This window comes from Parafrankia sp. EAN1pec, from assembly GCF_000018005.1.
In the GTDB taxonomy this organism is placed as follows: Bacteria; Actinomycetota; Actinomycetes; order Frankiales; family Frankiaceae; genus Parafrankia; species Parafrankia soli.
The window spans coordinates 6,562,332-6,583,899 of the sequence record NC_009921.1; the positions used below are offsets into that span (position 1 = coordinate 6,562,332).

18 protein-coding genes are annotated in these 21,568 nt (G+C 69.8%); 9 read left to right on the forward strand and 9 right to left on the reverse strand.

All coding sequences use genetic code 11. The annotated features are described in order from the left end of the window. Position 1: 1 nt before the first annotated feature. Positions 2-1,558, forward strand: a complete 1,557-nt coding sequence (locus FRANEAN1_RS26755) for a serine/threonine-protein kinase (RefSeq protein ID WP_020462887.1) — start codon at positions 2-4, stop codon at positions 1,556-1,558. Between the two features lie 43 nt (positions 1,559-1,601). On the opposite strand, the gene FRANEAN1_RS26760 is transcribed toward FRANEAN1_RS26755, so the two are convergent. Continuing rightward, positions 1,602-2,585, reverse strand: coding sequence for an arsenic resistance protein (locus FRANEAN1_RS26760; RefSeq protein ID WP_041256572.1), 984 nt, complete (start codon positions 2,583-2,585; stop codon positions 1,602-1,604). A gap of 147 nt (positions 2,586-2,732) precedes the next feature. Then, positions 2,733-3,260: a transglycosylase SLT domain-containing protein gene (locus tag FRANEAN1_RS26765; protein WP_347176772.1), complete on the reverse strand. Its 528-nt coding sequence runs from the start codon at positions 3,258-3,260 to the stop codon at positions 2,733-2,735. Between the two features lie 159 nt (positions 3,261-3,419). Between FRANEAN1_RS26765 and FRANEAN1_RS26770 the strand changes: the two genes are divergently transcribed. From FRANEAN1_RS26770 to FRANEAN1_RS26790, 5 genes are all read left to right on the forward strand, one after another. Next, positions 3,420-4,118, forward strand: a complete 699-nt coding sequence (locus FRANEAN1_RS26770) for a M50 family metallopeptidase (protein ID WP_041256574.1) — start codon at positions 3,420-3,422, stop codon at positions 4,116-4,118. 400 nt (positions 4,119-4,518) lie between these two features. Next, positions 4,519-5,346: a TIGR03620 family F420-dependent LLM class oxidoreductase gene (locus FRANEAN1_RS26775; protein WP_020462891.1), complete on the forward strand. Its 828-nt coding sequence runs from the start codon at positions 4,519-4,521 to the stop codon at positions 5,344-5,346. Between the two features lie 193 nt (positions 5,347-5,539). After that, the gene (locus FRANEAN1_RS26780; RefSeq protein WP_020462892.1) at positions 5,540-7,117 is read left to right on the forward strand and encodes a class I adenylate-forming enzyme family protein; all 1,578 of its coding nucleotides are present in this window, start codon (positions 5,540-5,542) and stop codon (positions 7,115-7,117) included. Between the two features lie 300 nt (positions 7,118-7,417). Next, on the forward strand, positions 7,418-7,879 hold the full coding sequence (locus FRANEAN1_RS26785) for a hypothetical protein (RefSeq protein ID WP_347176773.1): 462 nt from the start codon (positions 7,418-7,420) through the stop codon (positions 7,877-7,879). 251 nt (positions 7,880-8,130) lie between these two features. Continuing rightward, positions 8,131-8,772 (forward strand): DsbA family oxidoreductase, encoded by a 642-nt coding sequence (locus FRANEAN1_RS26790; RefSeq protein WP_020462894.1) that lies wholly within the window; start codon positions 8,131-8,133, stop codon positions 8,770-8,772. Between the two features lie 87 nt (positions 8,773-8,859). On the opposite strand, the gene FRANEAN1_RS26795 is transcribed toward FRANEAN1_RS26790, so the two are convergent. The 7 genes from FRANEAN1_RS26795 to FRANEAN1_RS26820 form a co-directional block, all read right to left on the reverse strand. Further along, positions 8,860-9,537 (reverse strand): endonuclease V, encoded by a 678-nt coding sequence (locus tag FRANEAN1_RS26795; RefSeq protein ID WP_020462895.1) that lies wholly within the window; start codon positions 9,535-9,537, stop codon positions 8,860-8,862. Between the two features lie 42 nt (positions 9,538-9,579). After that, positions 9,580-10,011 carry a barstar family protein gene (locus FRANEAN1_RS37485; protein WP_049795768.1) on the reverse strand — a complete coding sequence of 144 codons (432 nt, stop codon included), beginning with the start codon at positions 10,009-10,011 and terminating at the stop codon, positions 9,580-9,582. A gap of 53 nt (positions 10,012-10,064) precedes the next feature. Further along, on the reverse strand, positions 10,065-11,057 hold the full coding sequence (locus FRANEAN1_RS26805; protein ID WP_198145378.1) for a ribonuclease domain-containing protein: 993 nt from the start codon (positions 11,055-11,057) through the stop codon (positions 10,065-10,067). Positions 11,058-11,656: 599 nt separating this feature from the next. Next, positions 11,657-12,007 carry an MORN repeat-containing protein gene (locus FRANEAN1_RS26810; RefSeq protein WP_020462898.1) on the reverse strand — a complete coding sequence of 117 codons (351 nt, stop codon included), beginning with the start codon at positions 12,005-12,007 and terminating at the stop codon, positions 11,657-11,659. Then, a complete protein-coding gene (locus FRANEAN1_RS39640; RefSeq protein ID WP_157472813.1) occupies positions 12,004-13,224 on the reverse strand; it encodes a YwqJ-related putative deaminase in 1,221 nt (406 codons plus the stop codon). Before FRANEAN1_RS39640 ends, FRANEAN1_RS26810 begins: the two co-directional genes overlap by 4 nt. A 199-nt stretch (positions 13,225-13,423) precedes the next feature. Continuing rightward, positions 13,424-16,855, reverse strand: coding sequence for an ATP-binding protein (locus FRANEAN1_RS26815; RefSeq protein ID WP_020462900.1), 3,432 nt, complete (start codon positions 16,853-16,855; stop codon positions 13,424-13,426). 12 nt (positions 16,856-16,867) lie between these two features. Further along, the gene (locus tag FRANEAN1_RS26820) at positions 16,868-19,045 is read right to left on the reverse strand and encodes a hypothetical protein (protein WP_157472814.1); all 2,178 of its coding nucleotides are present in this window, start codon (positions 19,043-19,045) and stop codon (positions 16,868-16,870) included. 616 nt (positions 19,046-19,661) lie between these two features. Here FRANEAN1_RS26820 and FRANEAN1_RS42550 point away from each other — a divergent pair. The 3 genes from FRANEAN1_RS42550 to FRANEAN1_RS26835 all read left to right on the forward strand — a co-directional run bounded on the left by FRANEAN1_RS42550 (position 19,662) and on the right by FRANEAN1_RS26835 (position 21,536). Continuing rightward, positions 19,662-19,811 carry an MEKHLA domain-containing protein gene (locus tag FRANEAN1_RS42550; RefSeq protein ID WP_020462902.1) on the forward strand — a complete coding sequence of 50 codons (150 nt, stop codon included), beginning with the start codon at positions 19,662-19,664 and terminating at the stop codon, positions 19,809-19,811. Between the two features lie 326 nt (positions 19,812-20,137). Continuing rightward, on the forward strand, positions 20,138-20,518 hold the full coding sequence (locus FRANEAN1_RS26830; protein WP_020462903.1) for a VOC family protein: 381 nt from the start codon (positions 20,138-20,140) through the stop codon (positions 20,516-20,518). 112 nt (positions 20,519-20,630) lie between these two features. Next, positions 20,631-21,536 carry a Dyp-type peroxidase gene (locus FRANEAN1_RS26835; RefSeq protein WP_020462904.1) on the forward strand — a complete coding sequence of 302 codons (906 nt, stop codon included), beginning with the start codon at positions 20,631-20,633 and terminating at the stop codon, positions 21,534-21,536. Positions 21,537-21,568: the final 32 nt, after the last annotated feature.

Sequence of the window (21,568 nt, forward strand, 5' to 3'; positions counted from 1 at the left end):
CGTGCCAGGACAGCGGACGGTCATCGCGGGGCGATACGAGCTGACCGCGCCCATCAGCCGAGGCGGGATGGGGCAGGTCTGGCACGGATACGACACCGTTCTCGACCGCGACATCGCGGTCAAGCTGATCAGACCGGAAATCGTAGAGTCCGCGGACCGCGCCGGGTTCATCAGCCGGTTCCGCCGGGAGGCGCGGGTCACCGCGAAGATCGAACACCCCGGCGTGCCCACCGTCTACGACGCGGCGTTCGACGAGACGTCCGACATGCTCTACATCGCGATGCAGCTCGTGCACGGAGTGTCCCTCTCCGACCTCCGGCACGAGCATGACGGACCGCTCCCCCTCGACTGGGTCGTGTGCATCGCCGCGCAGATCTGCGCCGTGCTGTCGCACGCGCACGCGATCCCGGTCATCCACCGCGATCTCAAACCGCAGAACGTGATGGTCGACCGCGCGGGAACCGTCAAGGTGCTCGACTTCGGCATCGCCGCCGTGCTCGGCACCGACGTCGCCCAGCTCACCACCACCGGGCAGGTACTCGGCACCAAGCCGTACATGTCCCCTGAACAGATCAAGAGCACGCCGGTCAGCCCCCGCAGCGACCTCTACTCGCTGGGCTGCCTGCTGCACGAGCTGCTGGCCGGGCAGCGGGTGTTCCGCGCGACGGACGAGCTGTCCCTGATCTACCAGCACCTCCACACCTCGCCGACGCCCGTGCGCGAGCTGCGCCCGGACGTGCCGGCCAGCCTGGAGGCACTCGTCCTCGACCTGTTGGCAAAGGAGGCCGTCGACCGGCCAGCGAACGCCTGGGAAGTGCATGATCGGCTCGTGCCGTTCCTGCCCGCCGCCGCACCGGGCGCACCCGACTACTCCAGGGCGCCGGCCGCGCTGCCCGACCCGACGCGCCCATACCGCCATCCAGGAGCACCGCTCCCCCGGCCACGGCCTCCCGCCGGTTCTGGTGTCGCCGACGCTTCCACCACGATCCTCCGCGACGACGAGCTGGACGCCGCCCACAGCCAGGCCGTGGAGCTGCTCGAAGAGGAACGGTTCTCGCAGGCCGCCGATCTTCTCGCCGGCATCCTCGCCGCGGCCGCCGCCCGCCGCCCGCCGACGGACCCGCGGCTGTTGGATCTGCGCCTCACCCTCGCCGCCGCCCGGTTCTACGGCGGCGACTTCCGCCAGGCCCTCCCCGAGCTGGACCATCTCGCGGAAATCCTCGCAGACGTGCGGGGCCCGCAGGACGAGGAGGCGATCAACTGCCGTCGACAGGCCGCCTTCTGCCATGCCGAGCTCGGCGACTTCGACCACGCCCTGCGTGACGTCCTGCGGCTCACCGAACCGATCGTCGGCAGGTACGGGCCCGACTCCGAGCCCGCGCTGGCAGTGCGCCTGGAGATCGCCCGGTTCCAGGCGGCAGCCGGTCACGCCACCGATGCCCAGGTGACCCTGCGCGGCCTCCACGCGGACGCCGGTCGCCTCCTCGGTCGCCAACACCCCGTCACCCAGCAGGCCGCCGGCCTCCTCGCCCGCCTCCGCCCGCAGCCCGACATCTGATCATCGGACTCCTGGAGTGGCACAGGAAGTCTCCCACCTCAGATCAGGTGGGGTGGGGTGTGGGGAGTAGTCGTGGCACGAGCCGGACGTAGGCGACCATGCCGAGGACTTCGACGAGGGTCTGGGTGACCACGACGACCGGTACGACGGCGAACTCGTCGGGCAGAGCGAGGGCGAGCGGGAGGACGACGAGGGAGTTACGGGTGGCACCGGTGAACAGCACCGCCCGTCCCGAGGGGACGTCGAGGCGGAACAGACGGGCCAGTGCCTTCCCGGTGAACGCCATGACGGCGAGGAACGCCAGGTAGAACGGGACGACGGCGGCGACGTCACCGAGCCTGCCGTCGAGTTTCGGGAGCTGGGAGGCGACCACGGCGATGAGCACGGCGGCCATCAGCAGGACGATCGCCGTGCTGACCGTCTCCGACACGGTCTGCCCGGCTGGCCTGCGGGCTGCCCAGCCCTGGGTGACCCAGGCCAGGGCCAGCGGAACGACGATCAGGGTGAGGAACGCCCGGAGGAAGGGTCCCGCGTCGACGATGTCGGCCAGGCCGGAGCCGAGGAAGGCGAACAGCAGGACGGGAAGGACCAGCATCTGCGCGAGCAGGAGCAGCGGGGTCGCGGCGAGCAGACGCCGGCCGCTGCCTCCGGCAAGGCCGGTGAACACGATGACCCAGTCGATGCAGGGACAGAGCAGAACCAGCAGCACCCCGAGGCGGACGGCCTGATCGTCCGGCAGGAACGGAAACATCGCGGCGACCACAAGCGGCACGACTGCGAAGTTCACGACCAGCGCGGCGGCGAGGAACCGCCCGTCGCGCAGGGAGCGGGCCAGTTCGGCGGCGGGGACCTGGAGGAACGTCACGTAGAGAAGCGCCCCGAGCAGCGGGTTGATCGCGTGTTCCAGACCCGGTCCGAGGCCGGGTGCCGTAAGGCCGAGCACGGCACCGGCGGTCATGGCAGTGAGATAGACCGCGACCTGATGGTGTTCCATCCGGGCGACCAGGCCGACCGGTTTCTGCGTCAGTGCCAGACTCCTTGATCGCTGGCCGGGTGTGTCCCTGTCATCGTCGCAGGTCACCGGCGCCCCGCCGTCTCCCGTCGGGGTCGTGCGGTTCAGCGCCGGGTAGGTACAGAAGGCCCGCCCGTCCCCCTCCGGCTGAGTCGTGTGCCGTCACCAGGTCCGGGCGAGCACGTTGGTCAGGTAGCCGGTCATGCGGTCGAGCTTCGGTCTGTCGTCGGGGTTGGTCGCCGAGAGCCTGCCCTGCGCCCACTCGGCGGCCCACGTGGGCACGTTGTGGGCGACGATCACGTACGTCCAGTTGTGGCCCCACCGGTCGGAGTCGTACCGCTCACGCATCGCCTTGGCGGTCGAATCGAGGGCCCAGTACGGATCGAGCGCCCGGTCCTTCGTCACGTCCGGCAGTGTGGTGTTCCACTGGCAGAGCCCGAAATCGGAGTTGGTCCAGTAGCCGACGGCCCCGGGATCCCAGTTGCTCTCGAGCGCCGTCACGCCCCGCAGCAGTCCCCGCGGAACGGTGTACTTGGTTGCGTACCGGTCGGCGATCGGCATGAACAGCGCGTACGAGGTCTCCTTGTGGACCAGGCCCGGCGGGTTCCGCTCGGTGGCGGCGAGGTACATGTCCCGGTTGATGACCGGCTGTCGGAAGCAGCGATCGCCGATCTGATCCGCGAGCCGCACGCAGCCCACGGAAGCACTCGACGCGCAGGTCATCGCACGCCGCCGGCCCCGCCGCCGGCCCCGCCGCGGTGCCGGCGTCCCGGTCGGCGCGGAAATCCCCGAGAAATACCCGTCCGCGCGTCTGGTGCGCGACCATGGTCGCGGGGGATGGGGGTCTCGATGAATGTCGATCAGGCGCGCTTGTTGGCAGCGGCGGTAGACCTGACGCCGTCCAGGCCCATCGGATTCGCCTCCGGCCTCTGTGCGCTCCTGCTGGTCGGCGCGCGCCCGTTCTGGAAGCGCACGGGGCACCTCGACACGGCGGTCCATGAAGGCGGTCATGCTCTGATGGCGTTCCTGTTCAGTGGTGCGTCCCTGGCCGTTCGGCTTGAGCGTGACCAGAGCGGGGTGACGTCCTACTACGGCCCGTCGCGCGGCATCGGTTGGCTGGCGGTCGCGGTGGCCGGTTACACGGCGCCCTCGCTGTTCGGCCTCGCCGGCGCCGCGCTGTCGTCGAGCGGCAATGTCACGGCTACGCTGATACTCGGCGGCCTGGCGATCATCGGTCTGCTGCTGGTGGTGGAGAATTCCTTCGGCGGGCTGGTGGTCGGCGTCATGCTGGCATTTCTCGCTCTGGTCGCGACCAAAGGCTCCCCAGGGGTGCAGCTGTTCGTCGCCTGCACGGTGAGCTGGTTTCTGCTGTTCGCGGCGATCCGGTCGTTAGGTATTCTCCGGCGGGCTCGACGGTTCTCCCGGTCTTCCGACGCCGACGCGTTGGCCAGGGTGACGCACCTGCCGGCGCCGGTGTGGGTAGCGGTCTTCTATGCCATCGACCTCTACTGTCTGATCCTCGGCGGCCGGCTGCTGCTCGACGGCTGAGCAGTAGATTCGGTGCGGGTTCGAGGGTTCGAGGGTTCGAGGGTTCGCGAGAGGGCTGACGGGCAGAGCGGCGGACCGCGAGCCGCACGGCCGGTGGTCGAGCACAGGGAGCAGTGAGCACTCCGTTCTTCGTGACCCTGGCTATGATCTTGGTGGCCGCCGCGGGCTGGCGGTCCGGCGCGGCCGGCGCGGGGTGTGTCGCGGTGACACTTCCCCTGGTCCGGCCGTTGTTCTGGGAGCGGCGCCGGGAACGGGGCTCCGCACCACCCGGGCAACCAGGTGCGCGATCAGGCCCGCGGATCCCGTCGTCAATCATTCGCCCATCACCACGGCCATCACCACGGCGGGGCGAGGCGAGGCGTGCGGAACACGGAAGGCCTGCCGTGCGATTGTGCCAGTCATGGTGACTCTTGGACCGATCGGTATCGCGGCTTCCGGGCTCGCGGCGGACCATCCCGACGCCCAGATCGATCTCGCGCGGAAAGCGGAGGCCGCGGGCTACTCAACCGTCTGGCTGGCCGGTGGCCAGGGAAACAACCTGCCTGCCATCGACCGGGTCGTGCGTGCGACGGAGCACATCCAGGTGGCCAGCGGCATCCTTTCGGTGGACGTCGTACCGGCCCGCGAGGTGGCGCAAAGCTACACGGACCTCGAGAAGTCCGCACCGGGCAGGTTCGTCGTCGGCCTCGGCGGCGCGCATGGCCCCAAGCCCCTGCGAACGCTCAACTCCTACCTGGACGACCTCGACACCGAAGCCCCTGTCGTACCCGCGGCCTCGCGCGTGCTCGCCGCACTCGGCCCGGCGGTCCTCGCCCTCGCCCGGGACCGCGCGGCCGGCGCCTACCCGTACCTGGTGACCCCTGAATATGTCGAGCAGGCGCGGGCGACGCTCGGCCCGGGCGCGGCACTGGCTGTGCTGCTGACGGTCGTGCCCGAGAGCGATCCGGCCACCGCACGGGCCGCGGCCGCCGAAGGGCTGCAGTTCCTTCGCACGGTGCCGGGTTACCACCGCAACTTCCTCCGCATGGGATTCACGGACTCCGAGATCGCCGACCTCGACGCCAGATTCGTCGACGCGGTGACCGCCTGGGGGGATCTCGACACGATCGTCACCCGCATCCGTGAGTACCACACCGCCGGCGCCGACCAGGTCGTCCTGCGTCTCAGCGGCGAAGCCGAGTTCTTCGACCGCTGGCTCCACCGGTTCGCCGAGGCGTTGCTGCCCTGACCGACGGGCGGGCCAGCGAGTGGGCTCGCCCGTTCTGGGAGCATGGGTGGTGGCGGGCCCGTGCGAGGGTCAGGCGACGGCTGTCAGGCGGTGCGGCTCCGCCATCGCGTAGGCCCCGCCAGGTGCGTAGGCCCCGTCGTCGCGTCGGGGCCGCACCTGGCGCCGCCACCGGCTGAAGGACGGAGCGAGGGCGATGACGTCGACCGGCGACGAGATCCGACCGACCATCCCTGACCTGTTGGGGCGCTGCGCTCGGGAGTTCGGCTCCGCCGACTACATCGTCTCCCTCACCGACCGGCTGACCTACGCCGAGGCGGAGGAGCAGTCCGCCCGGGTGGCCCGGTGGCTGTTGCACGAGGGCGTCGGTAAGGGCACCCGGGTGGGCCTGTTCTTCCCCAGCGGCGTCGAGTGGGCCCTCTGGTGGCTGGCCGTGAGCCGGATCGGGGCCGTGGCCGTTCCGCTCAGCACCCTGTACCCGCCGGCGGAGATCGCCAAGGTCGTGCGGCTGGCCGATGTGCAGCTCCTGGTGGCACCGACGACCGTGCTGCGGATCGACGTCGCGCAGCGGTTCGAGGCGGCGTTCCCCGAGCTGGCCGGGCAGCTGGCCGGGCAGCCGGCCGGCCAGCTCGAGCTGGCGGGCGCGCCGTACCTGCGGCGGATCGTGCTAACCGGCCAGACGGACCGGGGCTGGGCCACCCGGTGGGATCCGCGGGACCCGCCGCTGGTGCGGGCCGAGCTGCTCGCCGCGGTGCAGACCGAGGTCACCCCGGCCGACCTGGCGATCATGGTTCACACCTCCGGTTCCACCGCCGACCCGAAGGGCGTGCTGCACACGCACGGCACGCTGGTGCGCCAGACCTCCACCTGGCCGGCGGCGATCCGCGGGCTCACCGGCGTCGACCACGCGCCGCGCATCCTGTGTGCCATGCCGTTCTTCTGGATCGGCGGGATCCTGGCCGCGACCGGAGCTCTGCACGCACCCGTCGCGGTCCTGGTGCTGGCGCGGCTGGAAGCCGGGCCGGCCCTCGACCTCGCCGAACGGGAACGGGCGAACGGCGTCGTCGGATGGCCCGCGTTCACCCAGCAGCTGCGGCTGCACCCGTCCTTCCCCAGCCGGGACCTGCGCAGCGCCCCCGCGCTGCGGGAGGGGCCGGTGGACCTCGCGATGGCGGGCGTCCCGGACGGCCATCCGATCCACCGCAGCCTGACCGAGTCCGGCGGCAGCTTCGCGTTCACCGAGACCGCGATCGTCGACGCCGCCGGCGAGCGCGTCCCGGACGGGACCGTCGGTGAGCTGCTCATCCGTGGCATCGGCTCGATGGCCGGCTACAACAAGCGTGAGCGCGCGGAGGTCTTCGACGCGGACGGCTGGTACCACACCAGCGACCGCGTCTACCGCAGGACGGGCGACCCGCGGCTGTTCTACGTCGGCCGGGACAGCGAGCTCGTCAAGGTCGCCGGTTCGAACGTGGCACCGCGCGAGGTCGAGGCCGTCATCGAGGAGTTCCCCGAGGTCGCGCACTGTGTCGTGACCGGTGTCGAGCATCCGACCCGCGGCGAGGAGGTGTGCGCGGTCATCGTTCCGGCCGGCACGACCGGCACGGACGTCGACGTGGACGGTCTGGCCGCGCGCACCCGTACGCTCCTGTCCAGCTACAAGGTTCCGACCCGGTGGATCGTCGCCGCGGACGACGAGGTGCCGGCCCTGCCGAGCGGCAAGCCGGACCGCCGCGGCCTGCGCACACTGATCGAGGACGGCCGACTGAAGTAGGCGCGCGCCGCGGGGCTGGCTGAGCTCGTCCACCCCGAGATCGGGTCTGTGGTCAGGGGTGAGCACGGCCGCGTCGGCGTGGCGGCATGTGGGTTGAGGCGTCCGGTGGGCGCGCGGAGTTGACCAGTCACCGTACGCTGCCATGCCACCGACAAAGTCCGAGCATCGCTCGAACAGAATGCTTGACTGGCGCCCGATGTGGCAGCTCGCACGCAGGCTGCCCGCAGACATCGTCCTGTCTGAGGAGAATCCGTCGTGGCCCGATTCCTGTTCGCCACAGTCCCGGCCGTCGGCCACACCGTGCCCGCGCTGCCCATCGCCCGCGCCCTGATCGAACGCGGCCACACCGTGCGCTGGTACACCGGCGTCGCCTTCGCGGAAAAGATCACCGCCGTTGGTACGAAATTCCACCCGATCACAGATCCCGACTTCGACTACAGCCTCGTCGGGTTGGAGGAGCATTATCCGCGGCGCCGGGAGCTGTCCGGGCTGAAAAAGCTGCAGTTCGACCTGGTTCAGGGATTCTCCAAGCCCGTGCCGAACCAGGTACGGGACCTGATGGCGCTGTTGCAGGAGGAGCCGGCTGACGCGGTGGTCACCGACACCGCATTCATCGGCGGGGTACTCCTGCAGGAACTGGGCGGACCGCCGGTGGCCGGGTTCGGCATCAGCGTCCTGCCTTTCCCCAGCAGGGATCTCGCGCCCTTCGGCATGGGTCTGGCGCCGGCCACCGGACCCGCCGAGCGTCGCATCGTGGCGTAAGCACCGTCAACCATCGGACCAATTACTACTGAACTACTGCCGAAATGTTTCTCCTCTTTGACTGCGAAGAGGCATCGCCATCCGGCGGAAAGCAGCGCCGACCCCGACCGGAACACAATGCCGCATACCTGTCGCCTTTGATCCTTCCCCATGTTCCCGGCGAGGTACCGCCGAGCACCGCGGGCCCCTTCCAACGATGCCCAGGGAGCACACAGGCCGCGGCCGGTTGCGTCGCAGTAAGGTGAGGCACCATGAAGGTCGAAGTCTGGTCCGACATCGTCTGCCCGTGGTGCTACATCGGCAAGCGACGGCTGGAGAAGGCACTTACCCGGTACGAGCACGCAGACGAGGTCGAGGTCGTCTGGCGCAGCTTCCAGCTCGACCCGACGCAGCCACGCGGGGAGAACATCCCGACCTCCGAGATGCTCGCACGTAAGTACGGCGTCACCCCGCCCGAGGCCAAGGCCATGAACGACCGCGTCAGCGCACTGGCCGCCGAGGAAGACCTGACCTACCACCTCGACCGGGCCGTCACCGCCAACACCTTCGACGCGCACCGCCTCATCCACTTCGCCGCCACGCACAACCTCGCCGGCGCGACGCAGGAACGGTTGATGCGCGCCACCCTGACCGACGGCGCGGCCGTCGACGACACGGACACGCTCGTCCGACTCGCCACCGAAGCCGGCCTGCCGGCAGACAGAACCCGCGAAGTCCTCGACGGCGACGCGCACGCCGACGACGTCCACGACGACATCCGCCAGGCCCGCGCGCTCGGTATCAGCGGCGTGCCGTTCTACGCCGTCGACCGCACCTACGGCATCTCCGGCGCCCAGCCGGTGGAGACCATCCTGGATGCCCTGCGCCGAGCATCGTCCCCGGTCGCGTCCTGACCTGATGGTGGGAGCCAGCATCCGAACTGGTGCGTCGCCGAACTGTTTGCTGTGCGCCGTCGGCCGGGCCGCACCGGCCATGCTCCCTCAGCGAGACGCGGTCTGGGCTTCGGCAAGCGCCCTTCGGCTGAGCTGATCGGCCGCCCGGGTCGTCTCCGGCAGCCGGTACCTGGGGCACAGCTCCAGTACCCACCGGCAGGCGGAGTCAAGGTTGGTGCGGTGCCCGACCGAGACGTACACCTCGCGGACACCGTCGCGGGTCCGCAGCGCGGCTCCCACCGGCTCGCCGTCGAGAATGATCGCCGTTCGGTCTCCCCGACGCGGCCCAGGCGGCGAGTGCTCGCCGACAAACTGGGTCTTTGCCACGCCGACCGTCGGCAGGTTCAGGGTGACACCGAGATGACAGGCCAGTCCGAACCGTCGGGGGTGTGCGATGCCATGCCCGTCGCACACCAGCAGCTCTGGCGGCGCAGCCAACTGCGGCAGAACGGTTTTCCACGCTTCGAGCAGCGGCGGCATTTCCCGGAACGACAGCAGACCCGGAATGTAGGGAAACGCCGCCCGACCTACCGCCGTAGCCGATGCGATCACCTCCCAGCCCGGCGCGGCGAGGACGACGACCGCGGCCGCAACCAGATCGGAGTCGGAGTCGTACGCGACGTCACAACCCGCCGCCGTCGTGACCGAGTCCGGGCCGGATGCGTCAGCCTGGACAAGCCGACACAGCTCGGCCTGCAGCGCCTCAGCGTCCTCGACCTGCCTCATCGCAACCCCCTGCGTTATTCAATCTCGCGGAGCTGGTCTGGTTCAGCCCGGCAGCAGCTTTGTGACGACGGAAAGTCCCGCGGCACGATCGGTTAGAAGGGCCGTGACACTTCGGTCTCCGGGAGCGGGTGTCCGCGGCGCGCCACAGAGCTCGGTCAGCTCCTCGAGAAGCCAGTCGAGCTCCTCCTTCTTGGCCTCGGACAGCACCTGGGAGAAGTCGGAAAACACGAGGATGACAGCGTCGGCCGGTACCTGGAAGTCGTACAAGCTGTCATGGAGAGCCGACCAGTTACCACCGAAATAGGCGGGAAACTGGAGAACCGCTGCCAGTTCGTCAAACAGACCAGCGGAGGTGCGACAGCGTGAGCCGCGGACGTGCAGCGTCCGCACTCGTGGCGAGGCCGTCCTGAGGTCGAGCTTGTGGTAAAGCTCGGCAACCAGTCGACCGGTCGCCGCGAGTCCGTCGACCGGCACTGCGTGAACACCACCGAACAGACCGCTTCCGATCGCTTCCAGTGGATCTTGTCTCAACGGAACCTCACCCAGCTCTGGTAGTGGTCGTCGGTGTAGTAATGCGCGTCGTCGTCGCCGACGACGAATCGCCGATCATTTCTCTGTACGCCGTCGTACGGGTCGCGGTCGTACTCCTTGTACCTGATGGGCGTGCCATCCTCAGTGGTCTCGGGTAGCTTCGGATCCGATCTGTTCTTGTAGGCGGTGCCACCGGAGTATTCGCCGGCCGTCAGGCCGTTGTATGGCTTACGGGGAACCGCATCTGCCTTCACACCATCAACGCCGTCTGCCGGGCCGGTGACCTCAGGCTCGCCTCCCCAGGGGATGTCACGATCATCGCTTTCATGATCGGCGTCGCCGTCACGGCCGTCCGAGCTTTCCGGGCCGTCGGTGCCGTCGGTGCCGTCGGTGCCGTCGGTGCCGGGATCCGGCAGCAGATCCTCGGCAGTCTCGCCATCGGTGCTGGTCGTCGGGTCGGGGTCTGCTTCGACAGACAACGGGCTGCCGGAGGGGTCGTTCTCGTGGACCGTGCCGTCGTTGACGATGGTGGGCGAAGGCGCCTCGTCAACGGACTCCTGGCGGGACGGTTGCGGACGGTCGCGCACGCTGCTGGAATCGGGCGCGGTCAGGGACTCCGAGTCGTTCTGGACGTCTACTGGGTCCTGCCCGTCCGGCTGCTCGACTCGGGCGGCAGGCGCAGGCGCCTCAGGTGTCCCTCGCATACCGGGCGCAGTGGATGCATCGGGCGCATCAGTTGCGTTCCGGATGTCCGGCCCAGCTTCGGGCTGGACCGCTGGCCGGAACTCATTGCCCTGCTCCGTCCGGACTGCCGGCTCGGACTCGACGCCTTCCTCGGACCGGGACAGCGGGTCGGCGCCGGGGCCGGCTCCGCCGGAGGACCTCTCCTCCATGGCGGCCTTGCGGTCATCGAGGTGGGACTGGAACTCGGGCGTCGACTCAAGACCGCGTCCTGGCGGCTCCAGCCCCTGCGGTTCCTGGTTCCTCACTGAACCTTGCTGATCTGCGTTCCGCGGTTCGCGAGGAGAGGGATCGCCGTCGAGCATGCCCGCCTTGTCCTGGGAACTGGGCTCGACTGCCGGCGACGGGCTCCGGTCTGACAGTTCTGCGGGCTGGCGCTGCTCCGGCGCACTGCTCGGGCCCTCGTTGCTGAGTTGTCTATCCTCCGGGGCACGGTCCAAAGCGGCGGCTTTGTCGGGCGGTCCTGGCGCGTCGGTGTGCGCGGCCGGGCTGTCCGCCCGCTGATCGGCAACGTCGGCGGATCCGGTCTGTTGGTCCTGCGTACCGGTATCCGGGCCGCTGTCGTCCACGTTCTCACGTCGCGTGGCGTCCGGACCGGCGCCGCCGGACACGCCCCGGCCGTCGAGGGACGAGGCCTTCTCCTGGGTGGACGTGTCCGGCGGCGCCGGTGGTGGAGGGGGAGGCGGAGCGTCAGTCGTCGTCGGGCTGTCGGTCGCCATGACCGGGCCTCATTTCAGACTGGACAAGCCGACACCGCTCAGCCTGCAACGCCTCAGCGTCCTCGGCCTGCCTCACCGCACCCCTTGCATTATCGAACACCAACTCACGCGACCGAGCCGGGCGTAGATCAGCTCAACTCGGTTCCGTCCTCAGACCAGCGCTTCCGCTCGAGGACTTCGGCATGATCGTACTGTGTCTCAGATTCCGGCTGGCCGTTCGGGAACCAGGTACGGCCGATGCCGTGCCAGCCGCCGTCGACGTTCCAGTACTCAGACTTGATCGACCCATCAGGATAGAACGTACGCTCCGGCCCTCTTGGGATGCCGTTTCCATAGGTTTCAATCTTGCGGAGCTGGCCGTCTGCGTAGTAGTCGACCACCTCACCAGTGAAAGGCTCACCTTCATAGATGACGAAAAGATCGTCCGTGTATTCGATGTCATCAATATTCACCGAACGAACCGGATCGGATTCAGTCACTGCCTTCTCCATTCGTCGACCGGAAGCTTTCCGGGGATGGACTCTACGCCACCGTCGCCTCCGAGAATAGCAGTACAGTTTGGGCAACAAGGAGCCATCATCTTGCCCTCCGGCCGGTAGGGGAATCGGTTATCCAAGAGCATTTCACCAAGCGATTCAGCGCTCACCTGATATCCCATCGCCTCCCGATCGTACAGCGCGCGACTAACATTTAGCACTTCGGCATGAGTGCCCGCGGCAGATGGGTGAGGGAATCCGCTCGACTCACCGAAGCGATGCCGGTAGGCGTCCGGGTTCTCTTTTGCCGCGACCACGAGCCCGTCGAGACGCTCCTGAAGGATCGAGTGAAGATCTTTCGGAATCTCCTTCCCCTGGTTGACGGCCTCATATATACGACCGGTACGGGTATCCAGGAGGACAGAGGTAACGGGCGCCACCTCGGACTTCGCTACAGTTCCGTCCCGACGCGCGTCAAGATATCCGTCCGTTCTTTCATCGGCGAGTCCGTGAAGATAGTCGCGGATGGGCGTCCCGTCGACCGATTCAATTAGGCCGCTCTCGCCTCGCCGAAGGTCGGTTTCGTTGAGTTTCGGAAGCGGTTCTATCCTATTGAGTGGGGACTCGGGCCACGGGGAACCGTCCGGCTTGACCGACACCGCGTCGGGGTCGATGGTCCTGTCGTTCGCATCCCGCTGGTCGCCGGACGTCCGGACATCACCGGTCGCGGGCCCGTCGGCCTGGGCGGTTGGCGTATCCACCTCGGCCGCGAGAGCACCTGTCAGTTCTGGTTTCGAGACACCGGGGTCATCCGCGTCGTTGTCCACTGTTGTTCGAGTCGAGGTCTCCCCTGCGACCGGGTTGCCGTCCGCGTCCGTCTGCCGGTCGGCGTTGGTAGGTCTTTCGGGTTCCGGCTCCGGCTCGCGTTCGGGCTCAGGGTGCCGCTCAGACCCGGGATCAACCTCCGGCTCCGGCTCACTCTCGGGTTCCGGATCCGGATCCGGTTGGACTTCGGCGTAGGGCCCGTGGCCGTTGTCGTCGCCGACGACGGAGCTTGTCTCCTCCGTCGTCGACGCCTCGGGCGTCGGTTCCAGACTGCGCCTTGGCGGCTCCAGCCCTATCGGCTCCAGCCCCTGTGGTTCCCGGTCCTGCTTCGCCGAGCTTTGCTGGTCTGTGTTCTGCGGTTCGTGCGACGTGGGATCGCCGTCGAGCGGACTCATCTTGTCCTGGGTGCCGGGCTCAGCTGTCCGCGCGCTGCCGCTCTCGTGCTCAGGTCGCGTGGCGTCCTGAGCGGCGCCACCGGACAGGCTCCGGCCGTCGAGTGCCGAAGCCTTCTCCCGGGTGGACGTGTCCGGCGGCGGAGGTGGTGGCGGAGGAGGCGGAGTGTCAGTCGTCGACGGGCCGTCGGTCGCCATTCGGTCAGCGCCCTCCGTCCACGACGTACTTCTCCAGCAGGTCGGCGACCTGGAAGTGCAGCGCCTCCAGGTCGGCGTCGCCGCACGCCAGGCGCAGCGCCGCGCGCAGGTGTTCCTTGGACGTCCCGCCGGTAAGCGTCTTCACGGCGACGGCGAGGCCACTGGTCGCCAGGTCACCGAGGCTCACGGCGTCCGCGCCGGGGGCGTAGTGGGCGCTGTCGCGGAGCTCCGCGAACTGCGCGGGCACCGTCTGGCTCACCAGTGACAGCCCACGGCGGCGCCAGTCGGGCGTCTCCGGGTGGGGGCGGCCGGCGTTGGGGCCGGTCTGGGCCTCGTTCAGGGTCCGGCGGACGTCCTGGTAGCGGTACGAGCCGGCGGTCCAGCGACGGGTGTCAGCGTCGTCCTGCGCGGCGCCGGCGAGCAGTCCGGCGAGTGTGCCCGCGAGCCGGCCGGCGAAGTCGTCCGGATCGACGTGGCCGCGCAGCAGGGTCGCCCGTGCGGCGACCGCCCGGTCCACCGCCTGCGCGAGCAGGCAGTCCCTGGTCCGGGTCGGCAGGGCGAGCAGCTCACCGGACAGCGGCGCCACCGGTTTCGGTGGCCCCTGGCCGAGCAGATGGGCCAAGCCGATGACCTGGTGCGCCGCCACCGTCTCGACCCAGACGACCAGGCGGGGGTCGGAAGCCAGGTGAGCCGCGTCGTTGATCTGGCGAAGCGTGCAGGCGCCGTCACGCCGGCAGTCCGCGCCGCACAGGATGCTCCGTCGTCCGCCGAGTGGCGCGCCGTCGTAGCTGGCTTCGCCCATCGACTCCCGATCCGAGCCCGGCGTCATCCGGACGAGCACCGGACGGTCCATCCCGTCGACCGCTACCGCCGCCACGCCCGGCGGCAGCGCGACGACCAGCTCGGACTGCTCCTCCCTCAGGTTCATCGTGGCGCCGACGGCCGCTCTGTCCTCCGCCGAGGGCAGCCGGTGCATCACCTTCAGCGCGGTGTTCTTCAGCACGTCAGGAATGATCTTCGACGGGATCTGTTCGACGACGAGGACGCCTTCGCCGTAGGCGCGGATCTCGGCGAGCAGCGACGCGAACAGCTCGACGGCGGCTGCGGCCGGGCCGCTCTCGACGTTCCTGAGCAGCCGGTGGGCCTCCTCGACGACGAGGACATGCCGCAGCTCGCCCGTCCCCGCGCTGCCGTACTTGACCCGCAGGTGCTCGACGATGCGGATCAGCACCGCGCCGAGGAGGAAGGCCTTGTCCTGGTCGTTGGTGATGTCCTCGAGCTCGAAGACCACGTTGCGGGTCAGGAGCGCGCCGACGTCGAGGGGGTGACCGCCTTCGAAGAACCGTCCGGGCGTCCCCTCCCGCAGCGAGCCGATCCGCACGTCGACGAAACCGCGCACGTCCGCGGTCACCTCGGCGCCGTAGCCGATGTTCTCGACGACCCGGGCGGCGGTGCGCTGCAGGTCGCCGAGCGTCGGATAGCGGGGCCGCACGGGTACGGCCGGTTCGTCGCCGCGGAACCGCGGCCGGTGCTCGGGCCGCATCTGGCCGGCCACCAGATCCCAGCCGGCGTCGGTGTAGCAGACGGTCAGGGCCCGGGCGAGTACCTGGGGGAACGGCTCGTGCGCCTCGAACGCGGCCAGGAACAGTGCGCGGACGAGGTCGATGTGGCTCTGGAGCGGGAACCCCGGTTCCGGTTCCAGCGGGTTGAGGGCCGCCGGTGGCGCGTCCAGGCGCCCCGGTTTGATCACGATGACTTCGCTGTGGCCCGCGAGCCGACCGGCCATCCGGGCGTACTCGGCCTTCGCTGGTTCCAGCACCAGCCACGGCACCGGGTCCGCCGCCCGCGCCAGCGACTCGAGCAGTGATCGGACCGTCTGCGACTTGCCGGAGCCGGTCGCGCCGCTGACGAAGCCGTGCCGGTTCAGCGTCGAGCGCGGCACGGGCAGGACGCCCGCCGGCGACCAGGCCGCGTCGAGCACCTGACCGAGCGCGAGCCCGCCGTCGGGCACGGTCGCCGTCCCAGGGAGGCAGGTCGCCGTCCCGGGGAGGCTCGCCGCCTCGCCGGCGGGCCTGTGCGCCGTCCCGTTCAAGGTCGCCGCCGGTGCCATCGGCCGGCTTGCCTGGATGACTCCCTCAGGGGTGACGTCGAAGGTGTGCGGGGTCACCAGTGTGATCCCCGGGAGTTCGCGCCTGGGCGGGCGCGCGAGCGCGGCGAGGAGCTCCCCGCCCGCACGGAACGGAAAGCTCGCGTCGACGCCGGCTGTCGCCGGACCGCCGACGGCGGGGCCGGGACGCCCGGTCCCGGGATTGCCCGCCGGCCCCGTGACGATGCCTCCCGGTCCGGCACGGCCGGGGCCGGGGCCGGGGCCGGGGCCGGGTCCTCCGGGGCCGGGCCCGAACCCGGGACGCCCGGCGGGACCTGACGGGCCAGCCGTCCACGTGCCGCCCGGGCCGGCGCCGATGGCCTGCGGCGCCTGGGTGGCCTGCGGCGCCTGGGCGGCCCGGGGCATCGTGGTCGGGCCAAGGGCCTCGGCCAACGAGGTCGGCCCGCCCCGCGCCGGGGTGAGGAGATAGGGAAGATCGTCGAGGTCTCCGGCGCCGCACAGCAGCGCGGCGGTCAGTCGCGCCGCTGTGCTCGTCGGCGCACCGACGAGCACCCGCACGTCCCACATTCCGGTCGCTGTCGAACGGGTCAGCTCGCGGTAGCGGGCCTCGGCTCGTTCCAGCTCGAGACGGGCGTGTTCGTCTCGCTCCCGCTGGCGCAGGAAGGGGATCATCCGTAGCAGGTCGCCGCGTTCGGTGTCGACGACCCCGGTGGGCACCGGCTGCCCGATTACCAGCCAGGCGAAGGCGCCGGGCAGGTGGGCGGCGTAGTCGTCGAAGGAGCCGTGCCGGGCCGGCCCGTCGCCGTGCCGGGCTCCGCTGCCGCTGCCGTTGCCGTTGTGGGCACCGCTGCCGGCGGCTGTGCCCCAGAGTGCGTCGGCCGTCCCTTCGCACCGCAGCCAGCACGGGAACCCGGCCAGTGCCGCCACGAGGTCGGCCGTGTCGACCGGAACGCCGGTGCTGCCCGGCGGGTACAGCACCGGCACCGTCACTCCTTCCACGGCGGCGGACGCAACCGTGCCCGCCGCCGGGAAGTACGGGTTCCCGCCAACCAGAATCCGCAGATGTGGGTCGCCGGGCACCCGCATCCAGGCGACCGCGACCGCAGCCGTACCCGGCGCCCTGGCCGCAGCCGTGCCGGCCGCCACCGCGGGAACCCGGTCCGGGGCACGCGGGTGGGGAGCGGCGTCGACGTCTGCGTCCTGCGTCAGGTCGGCGTGCGCCGCGATGAGCGCGGCGAACAGCTGGGCTGGCGCCGGGTCGGGCCGCTGCGACGGGTCCGGCGGGCGGGGGGCGGAAAGCAGCCTGTGGAAGCGGAAACCGTCCAGCATTCCTGCCCCCGGCTACTGCTGTCCCGGCCAGGTGTGTGGCGGCTGTTGCGGATAGCCGGGCTGCTGCTGCGGGTAACCCGACGGCGGGTAGCCCGACGGTGGGTAGCCCGACGGTGGGTAGCCCGGCTGCTGCTGCGGATAGGCCGGCTGAGTGTGCTGGTAGCCCGGCTGCTGCTGCGGGTAGCCCGACTGAGGGTGCGAGTACCCCGGCGGCAGCTGATGTTGGAACTCCCGCTGTGACACCGGGCCCGGGTGCGTGGCGGTGGCGCCGCCCTGGTTCGGGTCCCCCGCCTCGTGGGTGTGCGGCGCTGCGGTGAGGTCCCGGGGACTGTCCGCGACCTTGGGCAGCAGCAAAAGACCTGGGTTGCAGTCGCCGGGGCGGACCCGACCGGAACCGCTGGACGTGCCCACCAGGATGAACGCGGTCGCGGCCAGGCTCTGCAGCACGGTCGGCTCGACGGTGTAGTCCTTCTCCCGCTGCAGAGTCGTGCCGAGGTTCCGGCTCACCGTGTTGGAGACGTTGACGGTGTTGGTCCACGTCGACGAATGCGACGTCGTGCTCGACTGGTTCCAGTTCCGGCCGCTGCTTCCGCCGCCGGGGCCGGAACCGCTGGTGCGGCCCTCTCCCCGGGTGAACGCGGTGCCGTCCTGCTCGCCGTAGCTGTTGGCGAACCCTTCGGTGAAGCTGTCGCCGATCTGGTTGGTGACCTGGGAGAGCACGAAACTGAAGCCCTTACCGATGTGATCGGCCGCGCTTGAGGCCTCCCGGGCGTTACCCAGCCGCATGAAGATCGCCGCGCTGTCGCCGGTGCCGATCAGCCTTTCCGCGTCGTCACTGAGGTTCTTGAACAGCAGGACGAGCCGGACGTGGGCGACCTCCGCCTGCCGGGTCAGCGTCGTCAGTGTTTCCCGGCCGAGGTGGTCGGCGCCGGCGATCACGACGACGTCGTTGGAAGCGGCGCGCTCGTGACTGCGCAGCTGGTGCAGCAACCGCTCGACCAGAATCCGGTCGGTGAGCAGCTTGCGCCGCTTGGAGCTGCCGCGCCCCGAGCTTGTCGTCGCCAGCACCCGCAGCCCGCCGCCCGGCCACCAGGCCGACGGTGCGGCCGGCGGGACATCGGCCGCCGTGGGGTCGGAGCCGGCGAGCGTCTCCAACTCCGTGCGCAGGAAGCTGATCTGGTCGGCCGTGCGCTCCCGCTGGCCGAGGTCATACATTCGCTGCTGCAGCGCCTGGACCTCGTAGTCGCTGAACACGCCCTCGCCGACGGCCGAACTCTGGTTGTCGAGGATGCGCAACGCGGCGGCGAGCCGGGCGAAGGTCAGCGGCGCCTCAATCGAGGAGGCAACGCTGCGCAGGATGTTGAAGTCGATCGCGCGCAGGCTCTGGTCCCCCCCGCCCCGGCGGTCCGCGTCGAAGGCGTCGGCGAGCAGCTCGGCGACCTGCCGCAGGTCGAGCTCCCCGAGCAGGCCGATCCGTTCCAGCGAGCCGGGCAGCTCCCGGACGTCGACCGAGATCGGCGTGGCCGCGTTGTTGGCCAGCATGACCAGGCCGGCGCCGACGCTGAGCTCCGACAGGTCGAGCAGCAGAATTCCGGACCCGCCCGCGAGCAGCGACGTCCCGCCGGTGGCCAGCAGGCTTGTCCAGCCGGCGCCGGTGCCACCGAAGACGTCGATCCGCGCCGGGCGCTGCGGATCCAACGGATAGAACTCCAGCGCCGATCCGACCCGGTATTGCTCGGCCTGGTCGTGCTGGTGGATGCGTTGCTGCCAGGCGGCATAGGCGACCTGGTAGTCCTGCTCGCGGCGGGCGATCTCCGCCTGGTAGCCCGCCTGGATGGACTTCATTTGATTGCTGACCGTCTGAATCGGTACAAAATACCAGGCGAGCAGGACGACGCCGATGAGGAGAGGACCGAGGCCGCCTACTGATCCGGCAAGCGTCCCGAGCCCGCCGAGCAGGAACAGACCGCCGACGATCGGCCGCCAGATCTTCCCTGACAACTGTCGCTTGCGGAACTCGAGCGCCCGCAGGTCGGGCACCGGAATCTGGATCCGCGACGGCGGCTGGAAGGCCTCGTGGTGCGCCGTCGCGGGATGCGGGGGCACGTATTCCCAGCCCCAGCGTTCGTTCGGACCGAAAATTCTGGCGACGAGTTCTTCGCTGGGTGCGTTCGCCTGTGATGCGATCACCGGGTCACCTGCCTGTTCCCCCGAATCGGCAGTAGTCGACGTCCCCAGGAGGTCTCTGCACATGCCCTGGGGATGCCGTGGACAGATGAACGTTACATCTGTCCACGGCACATGCGTAATGGGCCCGTGCAGCATCAAGCCGGGCCTCGTCGCAGATCTGTGGCCGGTACTCGTCTACCTGCGGAAATGCGCTCGCCGACTCGGCGCAGCTCGCTGAAAACCGAGGATGGCTCACCTGCCGGCCCAGCGCAGATGACCGGTCCCCGGTGGCGCGCGCGGCGCCGACGGCCCCGGCAAGGACGAGGGCGTCCTCCACCGCCATGCCGACCTGACCATCGTCGGTCGGCTGGCAGGGTGGAGCTGAGGTCGGCGCAGTAGAAGGGCCGGGCCGCCACCGAGCGGCATCCGCCGGGTTGACCGCGTTCAACGATTCAGGGACGGGAGACAGACATGCCCGACACAGATCGGAAGCCGCTCGGTGGCCAGGCGGTCCGGCGGCCGGCGGGATCTTCGGTGATCGGGCCGTACGACAGCACGTTCGCCGAGCTGTTGACCGACAGCTATCAGCGTCTTCTCGGTGAGCCGATGCTGCCGGGCGGCGATCCCGCCGGAGGGGATGCCGCTCGTTGGCTCTACGACCGCTCCGTTCGGGCTGCTCGCGCACGACGCGTCGACCGACCCACTTTTCGTTTACGCGAACAAGACCGCGCAGCAGCGTTTCGAGTACACCTGGGACGAGTTCGTCGGGATGCCGTCCCGGCTGTAACTCACGCGGCGTGTTGCTCCACGGTGGCTGGCGGCTTCGGTCGAGACCGGCCCGCTCCAGGAGCTGGCGGGCCACGGCCGGTTCCGCGTAGATCCTGGCCAGCTCGTCGGCGAGTTCCACGAGCGGCGCCTGGCCGCTGGGCCCGTTGACCACGCGCCCAGGATGGCACCACGCCGTGGCGTCATCGTCGGCGGCGCAGGGCACCTTCGCCGATTTTCCGCACCAGGTTCAAGGGTCACAGGTAGGACGAGCCCCTGACCTGGCCAACCGTGCCCGGCCGCGGCGCGAGGGCCGAAACTGTCGTAGGCCGTGGCTACGGTGTGCCCATGTTTGATCACGTTGGTGTCCAGGTCGGTGACGTCGAGGCCTCCCTCGCCCTCTATCTCGCGGTGTTCGCCCCGCTCGGGATGCGCGAGGCGATGCGCATCCCGCTCGAGGGGTCCGCCGTCGTCGGGCTCGCCGGTCCTGACGGGGTGCCCGCCTTCTGGCTCAGCCCTGCGGCGGGTGCCGAGGCACGGGAGCTGCACCTGGCGTTCCATGCGGCTGACCGGCAGGTCGTCGACGCCGTCCACGAGGCCGCGCTCGGCGCGGGCGTCGAGGTGCTTCACGGGCCACGCGAGTGGCCGGAGTATCACCCCGGCTACTACGCGGTGTTCCTCCGCGATCTCGACGGCCACAACATCGAGGCCGTCCATCACGGAGGTTGATGGGCTCACCGGTCCTCGGTGCCTCCGGGGCCGGTCGGCTGTCTCCCCCACTGGCGGAGTCGACGAGGATGGGGCGTGCGGCCGTGGGGCCGCGGACGGGAAAGGCTGGGTTGTGACGCAGACGGGAATCTTCGGGCTCGGCACGCCGGAGCACTGCTACCTCGAGTTCGACCTTCGTGACGGCGCGTCAGCCGCGGAGCTGGTGAAGGCGGTCGCGGCGCTGACCGGTCCGCTGTCGACCGGCGGTGGGGTCAACCTCGTCGTGGGCTTCCGCCCGGAGCTGTGGGCGCTCGTCGAGCCCGATGGAATGCCACCGGGTGTCCGTAGCTTCACCGAGCCGATCGTGGGCATCGAGGGGTTCCAGATGCCCACCACCCAGCATGACGCGTGGGTCTGGGTCGCGGGAGGTGACCGCACCGCCGTCTTCAACAACACGCGGGATGTCGTCGCCGCGCTGGCCACGATCGCGACGGTCGCCAGTGAGGTCACCGGCTGGCTGTACGAGCACGACCGTGATCTCACGGGGTTCATCGACGGGACGGAGAACCCGTCACTGCTCGAGGCGGCCGGCGTGGCCGTGGTGGCGGAGGGCGCGGGCGCCGGCAGCAGTGTCGTCCTGGTCCAGCAGTGGCGGCACGACTCCGACAGCTTCCAGGAGCTCCCCGTCGAGGAGCAGGAGCGGGTGATCGGCCGCACCAAGGCCGACAGCGTCGAGCTCGACGAGGACGTGATGCCGCCGACCTCGCACGTCTCCCGGACAGTCGTCGAGGAGGACGGCGCCGAACTGAAGATCTTCCGCCGGAACACCGCCTTCGGCACGGTCACCGACCACGGCACCATGTTCGTTGGTTTCAGCAGCGAGCAACGACGCCTGGAGATCATGCTGCGGCGGATGGCCGGCAGCGACGACGGCCTGCGCGACGCGCTCACCCGCTACACGACGCCCGTCAGCGGCGCCTACTACTTCATTCCGGCGGTGCCGGCCCTGGCGAGGTACGCCCCTGAGGAGGACGACTGACGGGACTCTCGACAACCCGACCGTGCCAGCCG

Coding starts and splice junctions, on each gene's coding strand:
- FRANEAN1_RS26770 (WP_041256574.1), top strand. CDS start 3,420: ATGAATGTCGATCAGGCGCGCTTGTTGGCAGCGGCGGTAGACCTGACG.
- FRANEAN1_RS26775 (WP_020462891.1), top strand. CDS start 4,519: ATGGTGACTCTTGGACCGATCGGTATCGCGGCTTCCGGGCTCGCGGCG.
- FRANEAN1_RS26780 (WP_020462892.1), top strand. CDS start 5,540: ATGACGTCGACCGGCGACGAGATCCGACCGACCATCCCTGACCTGTTG.
- FRANEAN1_RS26790 (WP_020462894.1), top strand. CDS start 8,131: ATGAAGGTCGAAGTCTGGTCCGACATCGTCTGCCCGTGGTGCTACATC.
- FRANEAN1_RS26795 (WP_020462895.1), bottom strand. CDS start 9,537: ATGAGGCAGGTCGAGGACGCTGAGGCGCTGCAGGCCGAGCTGTGTCGG.
- FRANEAN1_RS39640 (WP_157472813.1), bottom strand. CDS start 13,224: ATGAGTCCGCTCGACGGCGATCCCACGTCGCACGAACCGCAGAACACA.
- FRANEAN1_RS26815 (WP_020462900.1), bottom strand. CDS start 16,855: ATGCTGGACGGTTTCCGCTTCCACAGGCTGCTTTCCGCCCCCCGCCCG.
- FRANEAN1_RS42550 (WP_020462902.1), top strand. CDS start 19,662: ATGCCGCTCGTTGGCTCTACGACCGCTCCGTTCGGGCTGCTCGCGCAC.
- FRANEAN1_RS26830 (WP_020462903.1), top strand. CDS start 20,138: ATGTTTGATCACGTTGGTGTCCAGGTCGGTGACGTCGAGGCCTCCCTC.